Consider the following 17,295-nt stretch of genomic DNA (forward strand, 5'->3'; position numbering starts at 1 on the left):
ACGCTCCGCACACGCCCGGGCAACCCTGTGTGCACCAGTCACCCGGACGGCGCAGTGGCGTTGCCGGAAGGCATCGGCGGATCACCCACGTGCGTCGTATCCTGCTCGGACACTCGCCGCCGAGCCGCTGGTAGCACGGCACCACCCCGGCCGTCACCCACAACATGCGCTCGTTGGCCTTCCCTTGACCGCAGTCGCAGTAGCAGTAAGCGCCCCGCGGGGCGGACGTGGCCGTTCGACTGGAGATTGCACGTGGCCGGGCGCATCGAGGATTACGCACTCATCGGAGACATGCAGACCGCCGCACTGGTCTGCCGGGACGGCACGACCGACTGGCTGTGCCTGCCACGCTTCGACTCGCACGCCGTCTTCGCCGGACTGCTCGGCACCGATGAACACGGCTTCTGGCGGATCGGCCCGGCCCACGCGGCCGACGCGCCGCCACCCCGGGCGGACCGGCGCCGCTACCGGGGCGACTCGCTGATCCTGGAGTCGGAGTGGGACACCCCGCGCGGCACGGTCCGGGTCACGGACTTCATGCCGCCGCGCGACGGCGCGCCGCAGCTGATCCGGATCGTGGAGGGCGTCAGCGGCCGGGTGCCGATGCGCAGCGCCCTGCGGATGCGTTTCAGCTACGGGCGTGTCGTGCCCTGGGTGCACAAGGTCGACAACCGCACGGTCGCGGTGGCGGGCCCGGACTCGGTCTGGCTGGACACGCCGGTGGACACCTACGGCAAGAACCTCACCACGTACTCCGACTTCACCGTCTCGCCCGGTGAGCGGATCGCCTTCACCATCAGCTGGCAGCCCTCCCACAAGGAGCCGCCCGCGCTCTCCGAGCCGGAGGCGGCCCTGGAGGCGACCGAGGGCTTCTGGCGGGAGTGGGTGGACCACTGCACGTACCACGGGCCCTACCGCGAGGCCGTGGTCCGCTCACTGATCACGCTGAAGGCGCTGACCTACGCCCCCACCGGCGGCATCGTCGCCGCGCCCACCACCTCGCTGCCCGAGGACATCGGCGGCTCGCGCAACTGGGACTACCGCTACACCTGGCTGCGGGACGCGGCGATCACCCTCTCCTCGCTGCTGCGCACCGGCTACCGCGACGAGGCCCGCGCCTGGCGCGAGTGGCTGCTGCGGGCGGTCGCGGGCGACCCCGAGAACCTGCAGATCATGTACGGGATCGCGGGCGAGCGGGAGCTGGGCGAGGCCGAGCTGGACTGGCTGCCGGGGTACGAGAACTCGGCCCCGGTCCGGGTCGGCAACGGCGCCGCCCACCAGCTCCAGCTGGATGTGTACGGCGAGGTCACCGAGGCCCTGCACCTGGCCCATATGACGGGCCTGGCCCGCAACGACTACGCCTCGCTGCTCCAGCTCAAGCTCATCAACTACCTGGAGAACCACTGGGACGAGCCGGACGAGGGCATCTGGGAGGTGCGCGGCCCGCGCCGCCACTTCGTGCACTCCAAGGTGATGGCCTGGGTCGCGGTGGACCGCACCATCAAGCTGATCGAGTCGGGCGACGCGGACGGGCCGCTGGAGAAGTGGCGCGAGCTGCGCGACGACATCCACCGCGACGTCTGCGAGAAGGGGTACGACAAGGAGCGCAACACCTTCACGCAGTCCTACGGCTCCAAGGAGCTGGACGCCTCTCTGCTGCTGATCCCGCAGATGGGCTTCCTGCCGCCGGACGACAAGCGGGTCATCGGGACCATCGAGGCGATCCAGCGCGAGCTGTCCACGCCCGACGGGTTCATCCTGCGCTACCCGACGGCGGGCGAGGAGGCGGGCTGCGACGGTCTGGAGGGCGACGAGGGCGCGTTCCTGGCCTGCTCGTTCTGGATGGCGGACGACCTGGCCATGATCGGCCGGGTCGACGAGGCCCGCAAGCTCTTCGAACGGCTGCTGTCGCTGCGCAACGACATCGGGCTGCTCGCCGAGGAGTGGGACCCGCGGCTCCAGCGCCAGGTCGGGAACTTCCCGCAGGCCTTCAGCCACGTTCCGCTGATCGACACGGCACTGCGGCTGACCGCCTCGGGGGCGTACGGGGGGTAGTTCGCCGCGCCCCCGGGCCGGTGCCCGCTTAGAGTGGAGATGTCCTGTCCCCTCATGAAGGGGGCGCGCCATGACGACCCCCTCGAAAGCGGGCACGGCTCTCGCCGAGCTCCGCGAAGACCTCTCCGGCGATGTGTTCGCCCCGGGCGATCCGGGCTACGACGAGGCCCGGACGGTCTACAACTCCATGATCGACCGGCGCCCCGCCGTGATCGCCCAGTGCGAGTCCGACGCGGACGTCGTCACCTCCGTACGCTTCGCCCGCGACCTGGATCTGAAGATCGCCGTACGCGGCGGCGGCCACAGCGTCTCCGGCCAGGCCCTCAACGAGGGCGGCCTGGTCATCGATCTGCGCCGGATGCACGAGGTCACCGTCCACCCGGCCGCCCACGCCGTGCGCGTCCAGGGCGGCGCCGTCATGAGCCATCTGGACCGGGCCACCGAGCCGCACGGCCTGGCCACCACGGGCGGGCGCGTCTCCACCACCGGCGTCGGCGGCTTCGTCCTCGGCGGCGGATCGGGCTGGCTGGACCGCAGGTTCGGCCTCGCGGTCGACAACCTGCTCGGCGTCGAGCTGGTCACCGCCGACGGATCCGTGGTGACGGCCAGCGCCGAGGAGAACCCCGAACTGTTCTGGGCGCTGCACGGCGGCGGCGGCAACTTCGGCGTCGCCACCTCGCTCACCCTGCGGCTGCACGATCTGCCCGAGTACGCCATCGCCATGCTGCTGTACCTGCCCGAGCACGCCTCCGAGGTGGCCCACATCTATCGGGAGATCATCCAGAACGGGCCGGCCGAGGCGAGCGGCGGCGTCCTGTACATGACCGCCCCGCCCGAGCCGTTCATCCCCGAGCACCTGGTCGGAAAGGTGCTGTGCGGCGCCCTCGTGACGTACGCGGGCGGCGAGGAGGCCATGCGCAAGGTCGCCCAGCCGCTGATCGCCCTGCCGCACGAGGTCGAGATCGTCACGGCCATGCCGTACGCCGACATGCAGTGCATGATGGACGACCCGCCCGGGATGCGGAACTACTGGTCGGCCGAGTATCTGACCGGTCTGCCCGACGAACTCGTGGACGTCTTCTGCTCCCTGGGCGAGTCCCTGCCGACGCCCACCGGCACCCAGCACGTGATCTTCCCGCTGGGCGGCGCCATCGCCGACGGCCCCGCCGAGTACCCGGTGCCCTACCGCGACGCTCCCTGGGCCGTACACCCCTTCGGGATCTGGGAGGACCCGGCCGACGACGAGCGCTGTATGCGGTGGGTCAAGGACGTCCGGGCCCGGGTCCAGCCCTGGTCGACCGGCGCGGTCTACCTCAACTTCACCGGCGACGAGGGCGCCGCCCGGGTGGTCGCGGGCCTCGGCGCCGAGAACATGCGGCGGCTCGCGGAGGTGAAACGCGCCTACGACCCCGACAACGTCTTCCGCTACAACCACAACATCGCCCCGGCCTGACGGAAACGAAGACGTGTGTCGTACCGTGACCCGCATCACCGTCCGGTACGACAAAACACGAGGTGAACCCCATTGGACAGCCAGGGCGGGATCACCGTGCAGCGCGCTCTCGAACTGCCCGGGCTGCGCGGCGGGCTCCCCGAGGTCGTGGCGGGCGCGGAGCGGCTGGGGCGGACCGTGCGCTGGGTGCACGCGGGCGAGGTCCCCAACATCGCCTCGCTGCTCAAGGGCGGCGAACTGCTGCTCACCACGGGCCTCGGCCTGGGCACCCGCCCCGCCGAACAGCGCGCCTTCGTACGCCGCCTCGCCGAGCGGGGCATCGCCGCCCTGGTCGTCGAGCTCGGCCCGCGCTTCAGCAGGCTGCCCGCCACCCTCGTGGACACCGCGCGGGCGGCCGGGCTGCCGCTGGTCGCGCTGCACCGCGAGGTCCCGTTCGTGACGGTGACCGAGGAGATCCACACCGAGATCGTCAACGGCCACTACGCCCTGCTCCAGCGCGCCGAGGAGGTGCACCGGCGGTGTACCGGCGCACTGCTCTCGGGCGGCGGTGTGCCCCAGGTCCTGTCGATCCTGGCCGACTTCACGGCCAATCCGGTGTTCCTGGAGACCCCGGACGGCCAGCTGCTCTACGCGGCCGCGGGCTCCGGCGAGGCAGGGGCCGATCCGCTCCAGGTCTGGGAGGGGCTGCGCGGCCAGCGCGAGTCCCGCGAGTCGGGACCGCCGACCGGCGGCGTCGTGGTGGACGTGCCCGGCGGCGGCCACGGCACCGGCGCGGTGCGGGCCCGGCTCGTCCTGCTCGCCGTCGCCGCGCCGCTGCTGCCGGTCCACCGGATGGCGGCGGAGCGGGCCGCGGGCATCCTCGCCGTGGTGCTGATGCAGGCGCGCCAGGAGGAGGAGCTGGCGGCGCGCGGGCGCGGCGACTTCCTGACCGACCTCGCCGAGGGCCGCATCAGCGCCGAGGACGCGCCCGCGCAGGCCAAGGTACTGGGCTTCAAGCCGGGCGAGGGCCCGCTGCTGCCGGTGGTGATGCGGCTGACCTCCGACCTCTCGGAGTCCTCCCCCACCGGCAACTGGGCCGTCCTGGCCCGCGCGGTCCTGGAGGAGCTGTCCTCGGTGGGCGTACCGGTCCTGCTGGGAGTACGGCCGGTGGAGGGCCGGGTGCCCCTGCTGCTCGGGCTGCGCTCGGAGTCGGAGCGCCACGCGGTCGCCGACCGGGTGGCGGCGGCGCTGCGGGCGGGCGTGGAGCGCGCCGGACTCGCCCGGGCCGGGGCGCAGCCGGTCGTGGTGGTCGCGGCCGCGGGCGGCTGGACGGCCGCCTCGGCGGGGCTGCGGCACGCCGCCGAGACCGCCGCCGCGGCGCAGGGCCTGTCCGAGCGCCCCTGGTACGACGCCCGCCGCCTGGACATCGACCTGCTCCTGTGGCGGCTGCGCGAACACCCGGACCTGGCGGCGTTCGTGGAGCGCGCCATCGGCCCGCTGCGCGCCCACGACGCGGCCTCGCGGCCGCCGCTGCTGCCCACCCTGGAGACCTATCTGGCGCACGCCGGCCGCAAGGCGGAGACGGCCCGCGAGCTGCACCTCAACCGGCAGACGCTCTACAACCGGCTCGCCCGGATCGCGGAGCTGCTCGGCACGGACCTGGACGACCCGCAGACGGTACTGGCGCTGTCCCTGGCCCTGCGGGCCCGCCGCCACGTGGCCTGAGCGGCGCGCCTCAGCCGCCCTGCCGCTGCGTCAACTCGTCGTAGACGCTCAGCACTTGGGCCACCGTCTCGTCCTCGGTCGGCCAGTCCGCCGCCTGCACGGGACCGGCCTCGGCGAGCTCGCGGCGCCGGACGGGGTCGGCGAGCAGCCGCGCCACGGCCTCCCCGAGCGCCGCCGCGTCCCCGTACGGCACCAGCTCCGCCGCGTCCCCCACCAGCTCCGGCACTCCGCCCACGGCGGTCGCGACCAGCGGTACCCCGAGCCGCAGCGCTTCCTGGGCCAGCAGCGAGCGCCCCTCCCAGCGGCTCGGGAGGACGGCCGCGTCGGCGGCGGCCAGCAGCTCGGTGACGTCGTCGCGCCGCCCCAGCAGCTTCACGGGCAGCGCCTCGGCCTCGATGCGCCGCTTGAGCGCGGCCCGCAGCCTGCCCTCCCCGGCGATCGCCAGCAGCGGTACGGGGTCGAGCGCCTTCCAGCGGTGGGCCGCGTCCAGGAGCACGTCGTACCCCCGGTGCTCGACCAGGCTGCCCACCGCCATCAGCAACGGCCGGTCCACGGCGCCGAGTTCGGCCCGCGCCTTGCCGTCGGGAACAGGCGTACGGGGCCCGGGCACCGCGACCGCGGCGAGCCGGGCATCGCGGGCGCCGCGCCGCCGGGCGCGGTCGACCAGGTCGGAGGAGGTGCCGAGCACCACGGCCGCCGCCCGGGCCGCCCGCCGCTCCAGCATGCGCAGCACCTGTCCTCTGGCGCCGTCGGCGTGGGAGCCGATGTGCCAGGTGACGACGAGGGGGACGGCGCGTCGCCCGCCGAGCGCCAGGGCGGTCCGTACCGCCGCGTGCAGCCCGTGCGCGTGCACCACGTCCGCGCCCGCGCAGACCGCCCGCAGGGCGCCGACCGCCACCGGGTCGCCGCGCCGGGGGACGGGCACGAAGTGGGCGCCCGCGCCCCGGAAGTCGAACTCCCGCTCAAGCGCGGCCGGAGCGCAGACGGTGACCCGGACGCCCCGCGCGGCGAGGCCCGCCGCCAGCGAGCGCACATGCGCGCTGCTGCCCGCGCTGCCGCCGCCCAGCACTTGGACCGTACGCAGCTGTGACACGTGAACAGGCTCCCGGGTCGGCGGTGGGCCGGTGTGGACCCCGGCCAAGGATGCCAGCCCGTACGGACGTTCCGCCCCCGTCCGGACGTTTCCCCGTGCCGACAGGCGGCGGACCGCTCCGGGGGACCACCCACACGGGTGAACCGCCGGGCGGCGGGCTCACCCGGTCAGGGCGATCGTGGCTACCCCTCCGCCCGTGCCGTCGCCAGCAGCTCCTCCGCGTGGGCCCGGGCCGTCTCGGAGTCGTCCTGGCCCGCCAGCATCCGGGAGAGCTCGCGGACCCGGTCCTCGCCCTCCAGGACGGTGACGCCGGAGCGGGTGACGGTGCCGTCGTTGGTCTTCTCCACCAGCAGCTGGCGGTCCGCGAAAGCCGCCACCTGGGGCAGATGGGTCACCACGACGACCTGTGCCGACTTGGCGAGCTTCGCCAGGCGCCGGCCGATCTCGACCGCCGCCCGGCCGCCGACGCCCGCGTCGACCTCGTCGAAGAGGTACGTGGGCACGGGGTCCGTCCCGGCGAACACGACCTCGACCGCGAGCATCACCCGGGAGAGCTCACCGCCGGAGGCGCCCTTGGCGATCGGCCGCGCCGGGGCGCCCGGGTGCGGGGCGAGCAGCAGCTCCACCTCGTCCGCGCCGGACGGTCCGTACGCCACGGTCCGCCCGTCCACCTCGACGCCCTCGGCGTCCTCCACCTGGCGCACCGCGAACGACACCCGGGCGTGCGGCATCGCCAGCGACGCCAGCTCGGCCGTCACCGCGTCCGCGAAGCGCGCGGCGGCCTCGGTGCGGGCGTCGGTCAACTCCTGCGCCAGGGCGGACAGTTCCCCGCGCAGCCCGTCCCGCTCGGCGGTCAGCTCGCCGATCCGGTCGTCGTCGCCGTCCAGCTCGGTCACCCGCGCGGCGCCTTGCTGCGCCCAGGCGAGAACGCCCTCGATGTCCTGCCCGTACTTCCGGGTCAGCCCCGTCAGGGCCGCCCGGCGCTCCTCCACGGCCGCGAGCCGCAGGGGGTCGGCGTCGAGGTCGTCCGCGTACCCGGCGAGCTCGCCGGCCACGTCGCCGAGGAGGATGCCGACCTCGCCGATGCGCTCGGCGAGCGCGGCCAGGGCGGGGTCGTGCGACCGGACGGCCTCCAGGGCCCGGTGGGCGCCCGCGACCAGGGTGGTCGCGTCGACGCTCTCGGGGTCCTCGGGGTTGCCCGCGAGGGCGGAGTGGGCCAGGGCCGCGGCCGACGCCAGCGCCTCGGCGTGCCCGAGCCGTTCGGCCTCCGCCGCGAGCTCCACGTCCTCGCCCGCCAGCGGCTCGACCGCCGCGATCTCGTCGAGCCCGAACCGCAGCAGATCGGCCTCCTGCGCCCGCTCGCGCGCCCGCGTGGTCAGCTCCTCCAGCTCCCCGGCGACGGCCCGCAGCCGCCGGTACGCCTCCGCGTACTTGGTCAGCGGCCCGGCCACGGCGTCCCCCGCGTACCGGTCGAGGGCCTCGCGCTGCCGGGCGGGCCTGAGCAGGCCCTGCTGATCGGTCTGCCCGTGGACGGCGACGAGCTCGTCGGCCAGCTCCGCGAGCACGCCGACCGGCACGGAGCGTCCGCCGAGGAACGCCCGTGAGCGGCCCTCCGCCGAGACGGTACGGCTGACCAGCAGCGCGCCCTCGTCGAGCTCGGCCCCGGCCTCCTCCGCGCGGATCGCCGCGGTGGCGCCCGCGCGCAGCGCGATCCGCCCCTCGACGACCGCCGACTTGGCGCCGATCCGCACCAGCGCGGGGTCGGCGCGCCCGCCGAGCAGCAGCCCCAGACTGGTGACGACCATGGTCTTGCCCGCGCCGGTCTCGCCGGTCACCGCGGTGAACCCGGGCGACAGCTCGACGACAGCGTCGTCGATGACCCCGAGCGACCGTATCCGCATCTCCTCCAACACGCCCCCGACCTTACGAGGTCCCGGGCCCTGTGTGCGACGCCCCCCACACCCTCACCCAGAGGGGGTCTAGGTGAAGGGGCGGGGTGGGGCTCAAATCCCGCCCCTAGTGCGGCGCACCCCTCCACCCACTGACCGGCAGCGCGAACTTCGCCACCAACCGGTCCGTGAACGACGCGTGATGCAGCCGCGCCAACCGCACCGGCACCGCACCCCGCCGCACCTCCACCCGAGCCCCCGGCGGCAACTCCACCGTCCGGCGCCCGTCGCACCACAGCACCCCGTGCGGCGTATGCGGCTGCACCTCCACCGCCAGCACCGAACTCGGCGACGTCACCAGCGGCTTGGCGAACAGCGCGTGCGCGCTGATCGGCACCATCAGCAGCGCCTCGACCTCCGGCCACACCACCGGCCCGCCCGCCGAGAAGGCGTACGCCGTCGACCCGGTCGGCGTCGCGTACACGATCCCGTCACACCCGAACCCCGTCACCGGCCGCCCGTCGATCTCCAGGACGACCTCCAGCATCCGCTCGGGCGACACCTTCTGCACGGCCGCCTCGTTGAGCGCCCAGTCGGTGTGCACCACATCGCCGTTGCTGTGCACCACGACGTCGAGGGTCATCCGCTCCTCGACCTCGTAGGAGCGCGTGACGACCCGGTCCACGACCTTGTCCAGGTCGTCCCGCTCGGCCTCGGCGAGGAACCCGACCCGGCCGAGGTTGACGCCGAGCATCGGCACCCCGGACGCCCGCGCGAACTCGGCGCCGCGCAGCAGCGTCCCGTCCCCGCCGAGCACGATCAGCAGCTCACACCCGTCGAGGCACTGCGGGGTCGCCTCCTTGACCGTCCGCACGGACTCCGACGCGGGCAGCGGGATGTCGGCCGCCTCCGCCTCCAGGACCCGCACCCCGATACCGCAGCGCAGCAGTCCCCGTACCACCAGTTCCGCGCTGCGGATGGCGGCGGGCCGCCCGGTGTGCGCGAGCAGGAACACCGTGCGCCCGACCGCATCCCGCTCGCACGAACCGTCCCCCCCGCGCGTCTCCTCCGCGTTCCCCAACGAGCTCAACTAGGTCCCTCCGCCACTGCACGGTCCACATCAGCCGGATCCAGCGCGGGCGCTCCGGCCCGCAGCCACAGAAAGTATTCGACATTGCCGGAGGGTCCGGGCAGCGGGCTGGCCGTGACGCCGAGCACACCGAGCCCCAGCCCGGCGGCCTGCGCGGCCACCGTGCGCACCGTCTCGGCCCGCAGCTCCGGGCTGCGCACCACACCGCCGTTGCCGAGCCGGTCCTTGCCGATCTCGAACTGCGGCTTGACCATCAGCACCAGGTCGGCGTCGGGCGCGCAGCACCGCACCAGCGCGGGCAGCACGAGGCCGAGCGCGATGAAGGACAGGTCCCCCACCACCAGGCCGACCGGCTCGCCGTCGATGTCGTCGAGCGTCAACTCCCGTACGTTCGTACGGTCCTTGACGGTGACCCGGTCGTCACTCTGAAGGGACCAGGCGAGCTGTCCGTACCCGACGTCCACCGCCATCACGTGCCCGGCGCCCGAGCGCAGCAGCACATCGGTGAAGCCGCCGGTGGAGGCGCCCGCGTCCAGCGCGCGGCGCCCCTCGACCTTCAGTCCCCGCGGAACGAAGGCCGCCAGCGCGCCCGCCAGCTTGTGGCCGCCGCGCGAGACGTAGTCCGGGTCGCTGCCGTCCTCGGCGACGACGATGGCGGCCGCGGTCTCGACCTGGGTGGCGGACTTGGTCGCGACGGTCTTGCCGACCGTCACGCGCCCGGCGGCGATCAGCTGCGCCGCGTGCTCACGGGACCGGGCGAGCTTCCGGCGGACCAGCTCGGCGTCGAGGCGGCGGCGTGCCACTCCTGCCACGTTCGGTTCAGCTCCTGTTGTCGTACGTATGTGAAGCGGGGGACGGGGCCGGCGGCCCCGGGCGGGCGTCGAGCGCGCTCAGCGTCTCGCGCAGCCCCCCGTGTACATCCTCGTACACCTCGACGTGTCCGTCCGTATCGAGGTGGTCGACGTCCGCCAGCCGCTCGACCAGGGCGTCCACCCGGGGGTCGCCGGTGGGGTCGCGGGGCACGTCCAGGGGCGCCGGGCCGACGGGGTCGCCGGGCGCTCCGGCCTCCGCCTCGGGCTCCGGCATGAAGTCGCTCATGCCCAGACGCTACCGCGTGGGCCTGCGGTACGGTCGATCACGATGGCCACGACCGAGGAGTGCCGCGCGGCACTCGACGCACTTTCCGACAGCCTGGCCGGCGCCGACGGCGACGTACGCGCCGCCGCCGCCCTGGACCGCTCGCTGAGCTGCCACATCACGGACCTCGACCGTACGTTCACCGGGCGCCTCAAGGACGGCCGCATCGAGGTCGAGCGGACGCTGGAGGGCCCGCCGGCCGAGCGCGCCCAGATCCGTCTGGCCATGAAGGGCGACGACCTGGTGGCGATGGTCGCGGGCGAGCTGAACTTCGCGCGGGCGTGGACGTCGGGGCGGGTCCGTCTGGAGGCCGGGTTCCGCGATCTGCTGAGGCTGCGGACGCTGCTCTAGCCCACTCGCCCTGTCAGGACACCGGCGCCGTGTCCCGCTGCCGCGCCGCCGGCACCACCAGCGGAGTGCCCGTCTCCGGGTCGTCGATGACCTGGCAGCGGACCCCGAACACCTCCCGTACCAACTCCGCCGTGACGATCTTCGACGGCGCCCCCTCGGCCACGATCCCGCCGCCGCGCATCGCGATCAGATGCGTGGCGTACCGGGCGGCCTGGTTCAGGTCGTGCAGCACCGCGACCAGCGTGCGCCCCTGGGACTCGTGCAGCTCGGCGCACAGGTCCAGGACCTCTATCTGGTGCTGGATGTCCAGGAACGTCGTCGGCTCGTCGAGGAGCAGCAGCGGCGTCTGCTGGGCCAGCGCCATCGCGATCCACACCCGCTGGCGCTGCCCGCCGGAGAGCTCGTCGACGTACCGCTCCCCCAGCTCTCCCACGCCGGTCGCGTCCATGGACTCCTGGACGATCCGCTCGTCCTCGGGCGACCACTGCCGCAGCAGCCCCTGGTGCGGATAGCGGCCGCGCGCGACCAGGTCCGCGACCGTGATCCCGTCCGGCGCGATCGACGACTGGGGCAGCAGCCCCAGCGTCCTGGCGACCTTCTTCGCGGGCATCGCGTGGATGGTCCGCCCGTCCAGCAGCACCCGCCCCGCACTCGGCTTCAGCATCCGCGAAAGAGCCCTGAGCAGGGTGGACTTGCCGCAGGCGTTGGGGCCGACGATGACCGTGAACGAGTGGTCCGGGATCTGGACCGACAGGTCCTCGGCGATCACCCGCCGGTCGTAGCCGAGGGTCACCGAATCGGCGCTGAGGCGCTGCATGCTCGTACTCCTGGAATCCGTACGGGGGTGGGGGACATGCGGGCCGCTCATATCCGGCCCGCCTTGCGCTCGGTGACCAGCAGCCACAGCAGATAGACGCCGCCGATCACGCCGGTCACCACGCCCACCGGCAGCTTGCTCTCGCCGAACAGCCGCTGGGAGGCCCAGTCGGCGGTGACGAGCAGGGTCGCGCCCATACAGCCGGAGGCCAGGATGTTGGGCCCGGTGGCCCGGGTGAGGCGGCGGGCGAGCTGCGGCGAGGTCAGCGCGACGAAGGAGATCGGCCCGGCCGCCGCGGTCCCGGCGGCGTTGAGGAGCACGGCGGCGAGCATCAGTACGGTACGGGTCCGCTGGACAGGCACACCGAGCGCGTACGCCGCGTCGTCGCCCATCTCCAGCATCCGCAGCGGCCGCCCGTACACGAGGATCACCGGCAGCAGCACCGCGAACAGCGCGAGCAGCGGCCACACCTGCGCCCAGTCCCGCCCGTCGAGCGAGCCGGTCAGCCACACCATGGCCCGGGTCGCGTCGACCAGCTGGGCCTTGGTGAGCAGGTACTGGATGCAGGCGGTGAGCATCGCGGCGGCACCGATGCCGACGAGCACCAGGCGGTAGCCGTGCACGCCCTTCTTCCAGGCGAGCAGATAGACCGCGACGCCGGTCGCGAGCCCGCCGATCAGGGCGCCGGCCGCGACCTGGGTGGCGCTGCCCCCGAACCAGACGATGACGACGAGGGCGCCCACGGACGAGCCCTGGCCGAAGCCGATGATGTCCGGGCTGCCCAGCGGATTGCGGGAGATGGACTGGAAGACCGCGCCCGAGACGCCGAACGCGGCGCCCACGAGCAGCCCGACGAGCACCCGGGGCAGCCGCAGCTCGTTGACGATGAAGTCCTGCTGGGCGGTGCCGGAGCCGAAGAGCGTACGGACGACGTCGAGCGGCGCGATGTCGAAGTCGCCGCTGCCGACGAGGACCACGCCCGCGGTGAGCGCCGCGGCCAGCAGCGCCACGACCGCGACCAGCGAGCGGGTGTCGGCCCGGAACGAGTAACCCCCGGGCGTGCGTACGGCCTTCACAGCTGAGCCATCCTCTTGCGGCGGACGAGAAAGATGAACACGGGCCCGCCGATGAGCGCCGTGACGATGCCGACCTGGAGCTCGGAGGGCCGGGTGATCACCCTGCCGATCACATCGGAGCCGAGCAGCAGCACGGGTGAGAGGACGGCCGCGTACGGCAGGATCCAGCGCATGTCGGGCCCGGTGATGGCCCGGACGAGGTGCGGGACCATCAGTCCGATGAAGACGATCGGCCCGCAGGCGGCGGTCGCGGCCCCGCACAGCAGGGTGACGGTGACCATCGACAGGACGCGGGTCCGGGTGAGGTGGGCGCCCAGGGCGCGGGCGGTGTCGTCGCCCAGGGCCATCGCGTTGAGCGGCCGGGCGATCAGCGCGGCGAGCACCAGACCGGCCAGCACGAACGGCGCGATCTCGGTGACGGTGTCCGCGTTGGCGGAGGCCAGCGAGCCGACCGACCAGAACCGCACCCGGTCGAGCGCGGCCGAGTCCAACAGTTGCACGGCGTTGACGTAGCCGTAGAGCGCGGCCGTGGCGGCCGTCCCCGCGAGCGCCAGCCGGACCGGGGTGGCGGCGCGGCTGCCGCCCAGGACGTAGACGAGCGCCGAGACGAGCGCGGCTCCGGCGAAGGCGAACCAGACATAGCCGGTCAGGCTGGTGACGCCGAAGAAGCTGATCGCCGAGACCACGGCGGCCGACGCGCCCGCGCTGACGCCGAGGATGCCGGGCTCGGCCAGCGGGTTGCGGGTGAGCGCCTGCATCACCGCGCCGGAGACGCCGAGCGCGGCCCCGACGAGCAGCCCGAGCAGGGTGCGGGGCACCCGGGTGTCGTGGACGATGACGTCGTCGGTGGTGCCGGAGTAGTGGAACAGCCCGTGCCAGACGTCCGCGAGCGGGATCTGTTTGGCGCCGACCGCGATGCTCGCGAGGGCCACCAGGGCCAGGACCCCGACGGCCGCGAGCAGTCCGGCGGCCCGCAGGGCGTGCCGCCGGGCGGTCGGGGTCGGGGGCGCGGGAGCGGTCTCCGCGTTCGGCTTGGAAGGGCTGTCTACCAACACGAAAGTTAGGTTAGCCTACCCTGCTAACCACTCGACGGGGCCCTTGATCGCGCATGAGGCCCTCTGTCATGCATAACGCTCACCGCCCGCGAGCGCCTCCCGGCCCCCGAGCGCGCCGCTCACAGCCCCAGCCGGCCCAGCACCTTCCCCGCGTCCAGCTCACACACACCCTCACCCGCATGCGTCCAGGCCGCCGCGCACAGCGCCCGCAGCCCGTCCAGCGGCTCACCCTCGCCGTCCAGGGCGAACTCCCCGTCGCGTACGGCCGCCGTCCACCCGCCGCACCCGAACTCACCGTCATTTTCAGCCACTTCCGGCTGGCCGGTCAGCATCCCCCGCAGATCCGCGTCCACGAACGTCGGCCGGTGCTCGGGCCGGGCGGACAGCAGCTGGGCGCCGTCGGTCACCCCGGTGAGGACGAGCAGCGAGTCCACGCCTCCGTTGAACGCGCCCTCGATGTCCGTGTCCAGGCGGTCCCCCACCACCAGCGGCCTGCGCGCCCCCGTCCGCAGGACCGTCTCCCGGTGCATCGGGGGCAGCGGCTTCCCCGCCACCTGCGGCTCGGCGCCGGTCGCGATCCGCACCACCTCCACCGCCGCCCCGTTGCCCGGCGCGATACCGCGCCCGCTCGGGATCGTCAGATCGGTGTTGGACGCGAACCACGGCACCCCGGCCGCGATCGCGTAGGACGCCTCGGCGAACCTGCCCCAGGCCAGGTCGGGCCCGCCGTACCCCTGCACCACCGCCGCCGGGCCGTCCTCGGCCGACTCCACCGGCACCAGACCGCGCTCGCGCAGCGCCACCCGCAGCCCCTCGCCGCCGATCACCAGCACCCGCGAACCCTGCGGCACCTGCTCGGAGATCAGCCGCGCCACGGCCTGCGCCGAAGTGATCACATCGCCGGACTCGGCCGGCACCCCGAGCTCCGTGAGGTGCGCCGCCACCGCGTCCGGCGTCCGCAGCGCGTTGTTGGTCACGTACGCCAGGTGCATCCCGCCCTCACGCGCCGTGCCCAGCGAGCCGACGGCGTGCTCGATCGCCTCGCCGCCCGCGTACACCACCCCGTCAAGATCCAGCAGAGCCGTGTCGTACGCCTCGCTCAGCGCCCGCGCGCTGCCGCTCGGCCGGGTCCTGCTCGGCTGGCTCATCCTCATCCACTCCTCGCTCGATGCTCTCCCCCCGATCATCGCGCATGCCCGCACCCCACTTACCATGCACCAATGACCACAACTGGGCGTACGGACGACGGGCTGCGCCTGATCCCCTTCCGAGGGCTGCGCTACGTACCCGAGCGCGTCGGCAGCCTCGCGGCCGTGACCTCCCCGCCGTACGACGTGGTGGTGCGGCCGGACGGGCTCCTGCACCTGGAGTCGGCGGACCCGTACAACATCGTCCGGCTGATCCTGCCGCAGGCCGCCACGCCCAGGGCGCGGCACCAGCAGGCCGCGCTCACCCTCGACGACTGGCTCTCGGAGGGCGTCCTCGCCCCCGATCCGGAGCCCGCGCTGTACGTGTACGAGCAGCACGACGGCGGACTCCTCCAGCGCGGCCTCATCGGGGCGCTGGCCCTCTCGGAGCCCTCCGAGGGCGTGGTGCTGCCGCACGAGGACGTGATGCCGCACGTCGTGGAGGACCGCGCCGACCTGATGCGGACGACGGCCGCGCACTTCGAACCGCTGCTCCTGACCTACCACGGCGACACGGGCGCCAACGGGAGCACGCCGACGGGCGCGGGCGCGGTCATCGAGCGCACGGCCCGCCGCGAGCCGCTGCTCGCCACGACCACCGAGGACGGCTACAGCCACCGGCTGTGGGCGGTCACGGACCCCGCCGACCTCGCCGAGATCCAGTCGGACCTCGCCCACCACCAGGCGGTGATCGCCGACGGCCACCACCGCTGGGCGACCTATCTGCGGCTGCGCTCGGAGCAGTCGGCGCCCGGCCCCTGGGACTTCGGCCTGGTCCTGCTCGTCGACACGGCCCGCTATCCGCTGCGGGTACGCGCCATCCACCGGCTGCTGCACCGGCTTCCGGTCAGCGACGCCCTGGCCGCAGTGGCCGAAACAGATGCCTTCCGCGTCCGTACGCTCGCGGTTCCGCTGCCCGACGCGCTCGACGTCCTCGCGGAGGCGAGCAGCGCGGGCAACGCGTTCCTGCTGGCCGGCGACGGGCACTTCCATCTGCTCGACCGCCCCGACCCGGACCTGCTCGCCCGTACCGTCCGCACGGACCGCCCGCAGGCCTGGCGCGAACTGGACGCCACCGTGCTCCACTCCACGCTCCTGGACCACGTCTGGCGCATCCCGGACGCGCCCGAGGACATCATGTACATCCACGACACGGCGGCCGCCGTCGAACAGGCGGAACGGCGCGGCGGCACGGCGGTGCTGATGCATCCCGTACGCGAGGACGTCGTCCGCGACCTGGCCCGCCAGGGCGTCACGATGCCCCGCAAGTCGACGTCCTTCGGCCCCAAGCCGGCGACGGGCCTGGTGCTGCGGAGCCTCACGGTGAACTGAGCGGTAGCAGCACATACGAGAAAGGGCGGCACCCCGGCCGGGGTGCCGCCCTTTCTCAACTCAACTGCCTACAGGGGCTCAGGCCTTGTCGACCGGACCCTTGTCGGCGTCAACCTCGGCCTCGGGCTCGTCGAAGTCGTCGGCGTCAGCGTCGGCGTCGAGGTCGTCGGTGTCCCTCACGTCCACGTCCACCTCGGCGCGGTCGTCGTCCTCGTCCTCGTCCTCGTCCTCGTCCTCGTCGTCGTCGTCGTCCTCGTCGTCCGGCAGGCTGTCCGACTCGTCGACGAGGTCGGCCTCGCCCTGCTCCTCGTTGAGGGCGTCCACGAAGTCCACGCCGTCCATCTCGGCCAGCCGGTCGGAGGCGTCGGTGGTGCCGTCCTTGTCGGACTCCAGCGCCTTGGCGAACCACTCGCGCGCCTCGTCCTCACGCCCGGCGGCGAGCAGTGCGTCCGCGTACGCGTACCGCAGACGCGGGGTCCACGGCTGCACCGAGTTCGACGCCAGCTCCGGGCTCTGCAGGGTCACGATGGCGGCGTCCAGCTGCCCCAGGTCCCGTCGCGCACCGGCCGCGACCAGACGCATCTCGACCTGGCTCGCCTTGTCGAGCTTCTGCACCTCCGGCGCACCGGCCATCTCGAGCGCACGCTCGGGCCGGCCCATGCCACGCTCGCAGTCGGCCATGACGGGCCACAGCTCGACGTGCCCGGTCATCCGCCGCGCGGCCCGGAACTCGGCCAGCGCCTCGGAGTACTTCTGCGTCGCGTACGCCGCGAACCCGGCCGCCTCACGGACCGCCGCCACACGGGAGGCGAGCCGCAGCGCGATGCGCGAGTACGCGTACGCCTGCTCCGGGTCCTCGTCGATCAGGCGGGCGACCATGACCAGGTTCTGGGCGACGTCCTCGGCGAGGGTCTTGGGCAGGCTCAGCAGCTCCTGACGCACGTCCTCGTCGATCTCGTTGCCCGTGACGTCCTCGTCGATCGGCAGCCGCTTGATCGGCTCGCGGTCGCGGTCGCGCTCACGGCGGTCGTCGCCGCCACGGAAGCCGCCGCGGTC

At 73.6% G+C, this 17,295-nt stretch carries 15 protein-coding genes; 5 read left to right on the forward strand and 10 right to left on the reverse strand.

The window, feature by feature from the left end; genetic code table 11:
- The first annotated feature begins 252 nt into the window (after nt 1–252).
- The 3 genes from A8W25_RS06370 to A8W25_RS06380 all read left to right on the forward strand — a co-directional run bounded on the left by A8W25_RS06370 (nt 253) and on the right by A8W25_RS06380 (nt 5,212).
- Nucleotides 253–2,055 carry a glycoside hydrolase family 15 protein gene (locus tag A8W25_RS06370; RefSeq protein ID WP_067157325.1) on the forward strand — a complete coding sequence of 601 codons (1,803 nt, stop codon included), beginning with the start codon at nt 253–255 and terminating at the stop codon, nt 2,053–2,055.
- A 70-nt stretch (nt 2,056–2,125) separates the two neighbouring features.
- Complete coding sequence (locus A8W25_RS06375; protein WP_067157328.1) at nt 2,126–3,508, forward strand: FAD-binding oxidoreductase; 1,383 nt, start codon at nt 2,126–2,128, stop codon at nt 3,506–3,508.
- Between the two features lie 72 nt (nt 3,509–3,580).
- Nucleotides 3,581–5,212 (forward strand): PucR family transcriptional regulator, encoded by a 1,632-nt coding sequence (locus A8W25_RS06380; protein WP_067157331.1) that lies wholly within the window; start codon nt 3,581–3,583, stop codon nt 5,210–5,212.
- Nucleotides 5,213–5,222: 10 nt separating this feature from the next.
- On the opposite strand, the gene A8W25_RS06385 is transcribed toward A8W25_RS06380, so the two are convergent.
- The 5 genes from A8W25_RS06385 to A8W25_RS06405 all read right to left on the reverse strand — a co-directional run bounded on the left by A8W25_RS06385 (nt 5,223) and on the right by A8W25_RS06405 (nt 10,382).
- Entirely contained in the window at nt 5,223–6,305 is a 1,083-nt protein-coding gene (locus A8W25_RS06385; protein ID WP_067157334.1) for a glycosyltransferase family 4 protein, read from the reverse strand.
- Between the two features lie 182 nt (nt 6,306–6,487).
- Complete coding sequence (gene recN, locus A8W25_RS06390; protein WP_067157337.1) at nt 6,488–8,206, reverse strand: DNA repair protein RecN; 1,719 nt, start codon at nt 8,204–8,206, stop codon at nt 6,488–6,490.
- 115 nt (nt 8,207–8,321) lie between these two features.
- On the reverse strand, nt 8,322–9,275 hold the full coding sequence (locus A8W25_RS06395) for an NAD kinase (protein WP_067157340.1): 954 nt from the start codon (nt 9,273–9,275) through the stop codon (nt 8,322–8,324).
- Nucleotides 9,276–9,280: 5 nt separating this feature from the next.
- Nucleotides 9,281–10,096, reverse strand: a complete 816-nt coding sequence (locus tag A8W25_RS06400; RefSeq protein ID WP_067157343.1) for a TlyA family RNA methyltransferase — start codon at nt 10,094–10,096, stop codon at nt 9,281–9,283.
- A gap of 7 nt (nt 10,097–10,103) precedes the next feature.
- A complete protein-coding gene (locus A8W25_RS06405; RefSeq protein WP_067157346.1) occupies nt 10,104–10,382 on the reverse strand; it encodes a hypothetical protein in 279 nt (92 codons plus the stop codon).
- Between the two features lie 42 nt (nt 10,383–10,424).
- Here A8W25_RS06405 and A8W25_RS06410 point away from each other — a divergent pair, with 42 nt between their 5' ends.
- On the forward strand, nt 10,425–10,772 hold the full coding sequence (locus A8W25_RS06410) for an SCP2 sterol-binding domain-containing protein (RefSeq protein ID WP_067157349.1): 348 nt from the start codon (nt 10,425–10,427) through the stop codon (nt 10,770–10,772).
- Nucleotides 10,773–10,785: 13 nt separating this feature from the next.
- Here the strand turns inward: A8W25_RS06410 and A8W25_RS06415 are convergent, their stop codons facing one another.
- The 4 genes from A8W25_RS06415 to A8W25_RS06430 all read right to left on the reverse strand — a co-directional run bounded on the left by A8W25_RS06415 (nt 10,786) and on the right by A8W25_RS06430 (nt 14,868).
- On the reverse strand, nt 10,786–11,589 hold the full coding sequence (locus tag A8W25_RS06415; RefSeq protein WP_067157352.1) for an ABC transporter ATP-binding protein: 804 nt from the start codon (nt 11,587–11,589) through the stop codon (nt 10,786–10,788).
- Between the two features lie 47 nt (nt 11,590–11,636).
- Nucleotides 11,637–12,665, reverse strand: a complete 1,029-nt coding sequence (locus A8W25_RS06420; protein WP_067157355.1) for a FecCD family ABC transporter permease — start codon at nt 12,663–12,665, stop codon at nt 11,637–11,639.
- Nucleotides 12,662–13,717: a FecCD family ABC transporter permease gene (locus tag A8W25_RS06425; RefSeq protein WP_067157358.1), complete on the reverse strand. Its 1,056-nt coding sequence runs from the start codon at nt 13,715–13,717 to the stop codon at nt 12,662–12,664. Before A8W25_RS06425 ends, A8W25_RS06420 begins: the two co-directional genes overlap by 4 nt.
- Before the next feature lie 122 nt (nt 13,718–13,839).
- Nucleotides 13,840–14,868 (reverse strand): HAD hydrolase-like protein, encoded by a 1,029-nt coding sequence (locus A8W25_RS06430; RefSeq protein WP_067157361.1) that lies wholly within the window; start codon nt 14,866–14,868, stop codon nt 13,840–13,842.
- 72 nt (nt 14,869–14,940) lie between these two features.
- On the opposite strand from A8W25_RS06430, the gene A8W25_RS06435 reads away from it, so the two are divergent.
- Nucleotides 14,941–16,239: a DUF1015 domain-containing protein gene (locus tag A8W25_RS06435; protein WP_067157364.1), complete on the forward strand. Its 1,299-nt coding sequence runs from the start codon at nt 14,941–14,943 to the stop codon at nt 16,237–16,239.
- 78 nt (nt 16,240–16,317) lie between these two features.
- On the opposite strand, the gene A8W25_RS06440 is transcribed toward A8W25_RS06435, so the two are convergent.
- Nucleotides 16,318–17,181: a tetratricopeptide repeat protein gene (locus A8W25_RS06440; RefSeq protein ID WP_199831689.1), complete on the reverse strand. Its 864-nt coding sequence runs from the start codon at nt 17,179–17,181 to the stop codon at nt 16,318–16,320.
- Nucleotides 17,182–17,295 lie beyond the last annotated feature (114 nt).

This window comes from Streptomyces sp. ERV7 (assembly GCF_001653515.1).
GTDB lineage: Bacteria > Actinomycetota > Actinomycetes > Streptomycetales > Streptomycetaceae > Streptomyces.

Bases quoted from the DNA above. Each gene is read 5' to 3' on its own strand.
- A8W25_RS06375 (WP_067157328.1), top strand. From the start codon at position 2,126: ATGACGACCCCCTCGAAAGCGGGCACGGCTCTCGCCGAGCTCCGCGAA.
- recN (WP_067157337.1), bottom strand. From the start codon at position 8,206: ATGCGGATACGGTCGCTCGGGGTCATCGACGACGCTGTCGTCGAGCTG.
- A8W25_RS06405 (WP_067157346.1), bottom strand. From the start codon at position 10,382: ATGAGCGACTTCATGCCGGAGCCCGAGGCGGAGGCCGGAGCGCCCGGC.
- A8W25_RS06410 (WP_067157349.1), top strand. From the start codon at position 10,425: ATGGCCACGACCGAGGAGTGCCGCGCGGCACTCGACGCACTTTCCGAC.
- A8W25_RS06415 (WP_067157352.1), bottom strand. From the start codon at position 11,589: ATGCAGCGCCTCAGCGCCGATTCGGTGACCCTCGGCTACGACCGGCGG.
- A8W25_RS06430 (WP_067157361.1), bottom strand. From the start codon at position 14,868: ATGAGCCAGCCGAGCAGGACCCGGCCGAGCGGCAGCGCGCGGGCGCTG.
- A8W25_RS06435 (WP_067157364.1), top strand. From the start codon at position 14,941: ATGACCACAACTGGGCGTACGGACGACGGGCTGCGCCTGATCCCCTTC.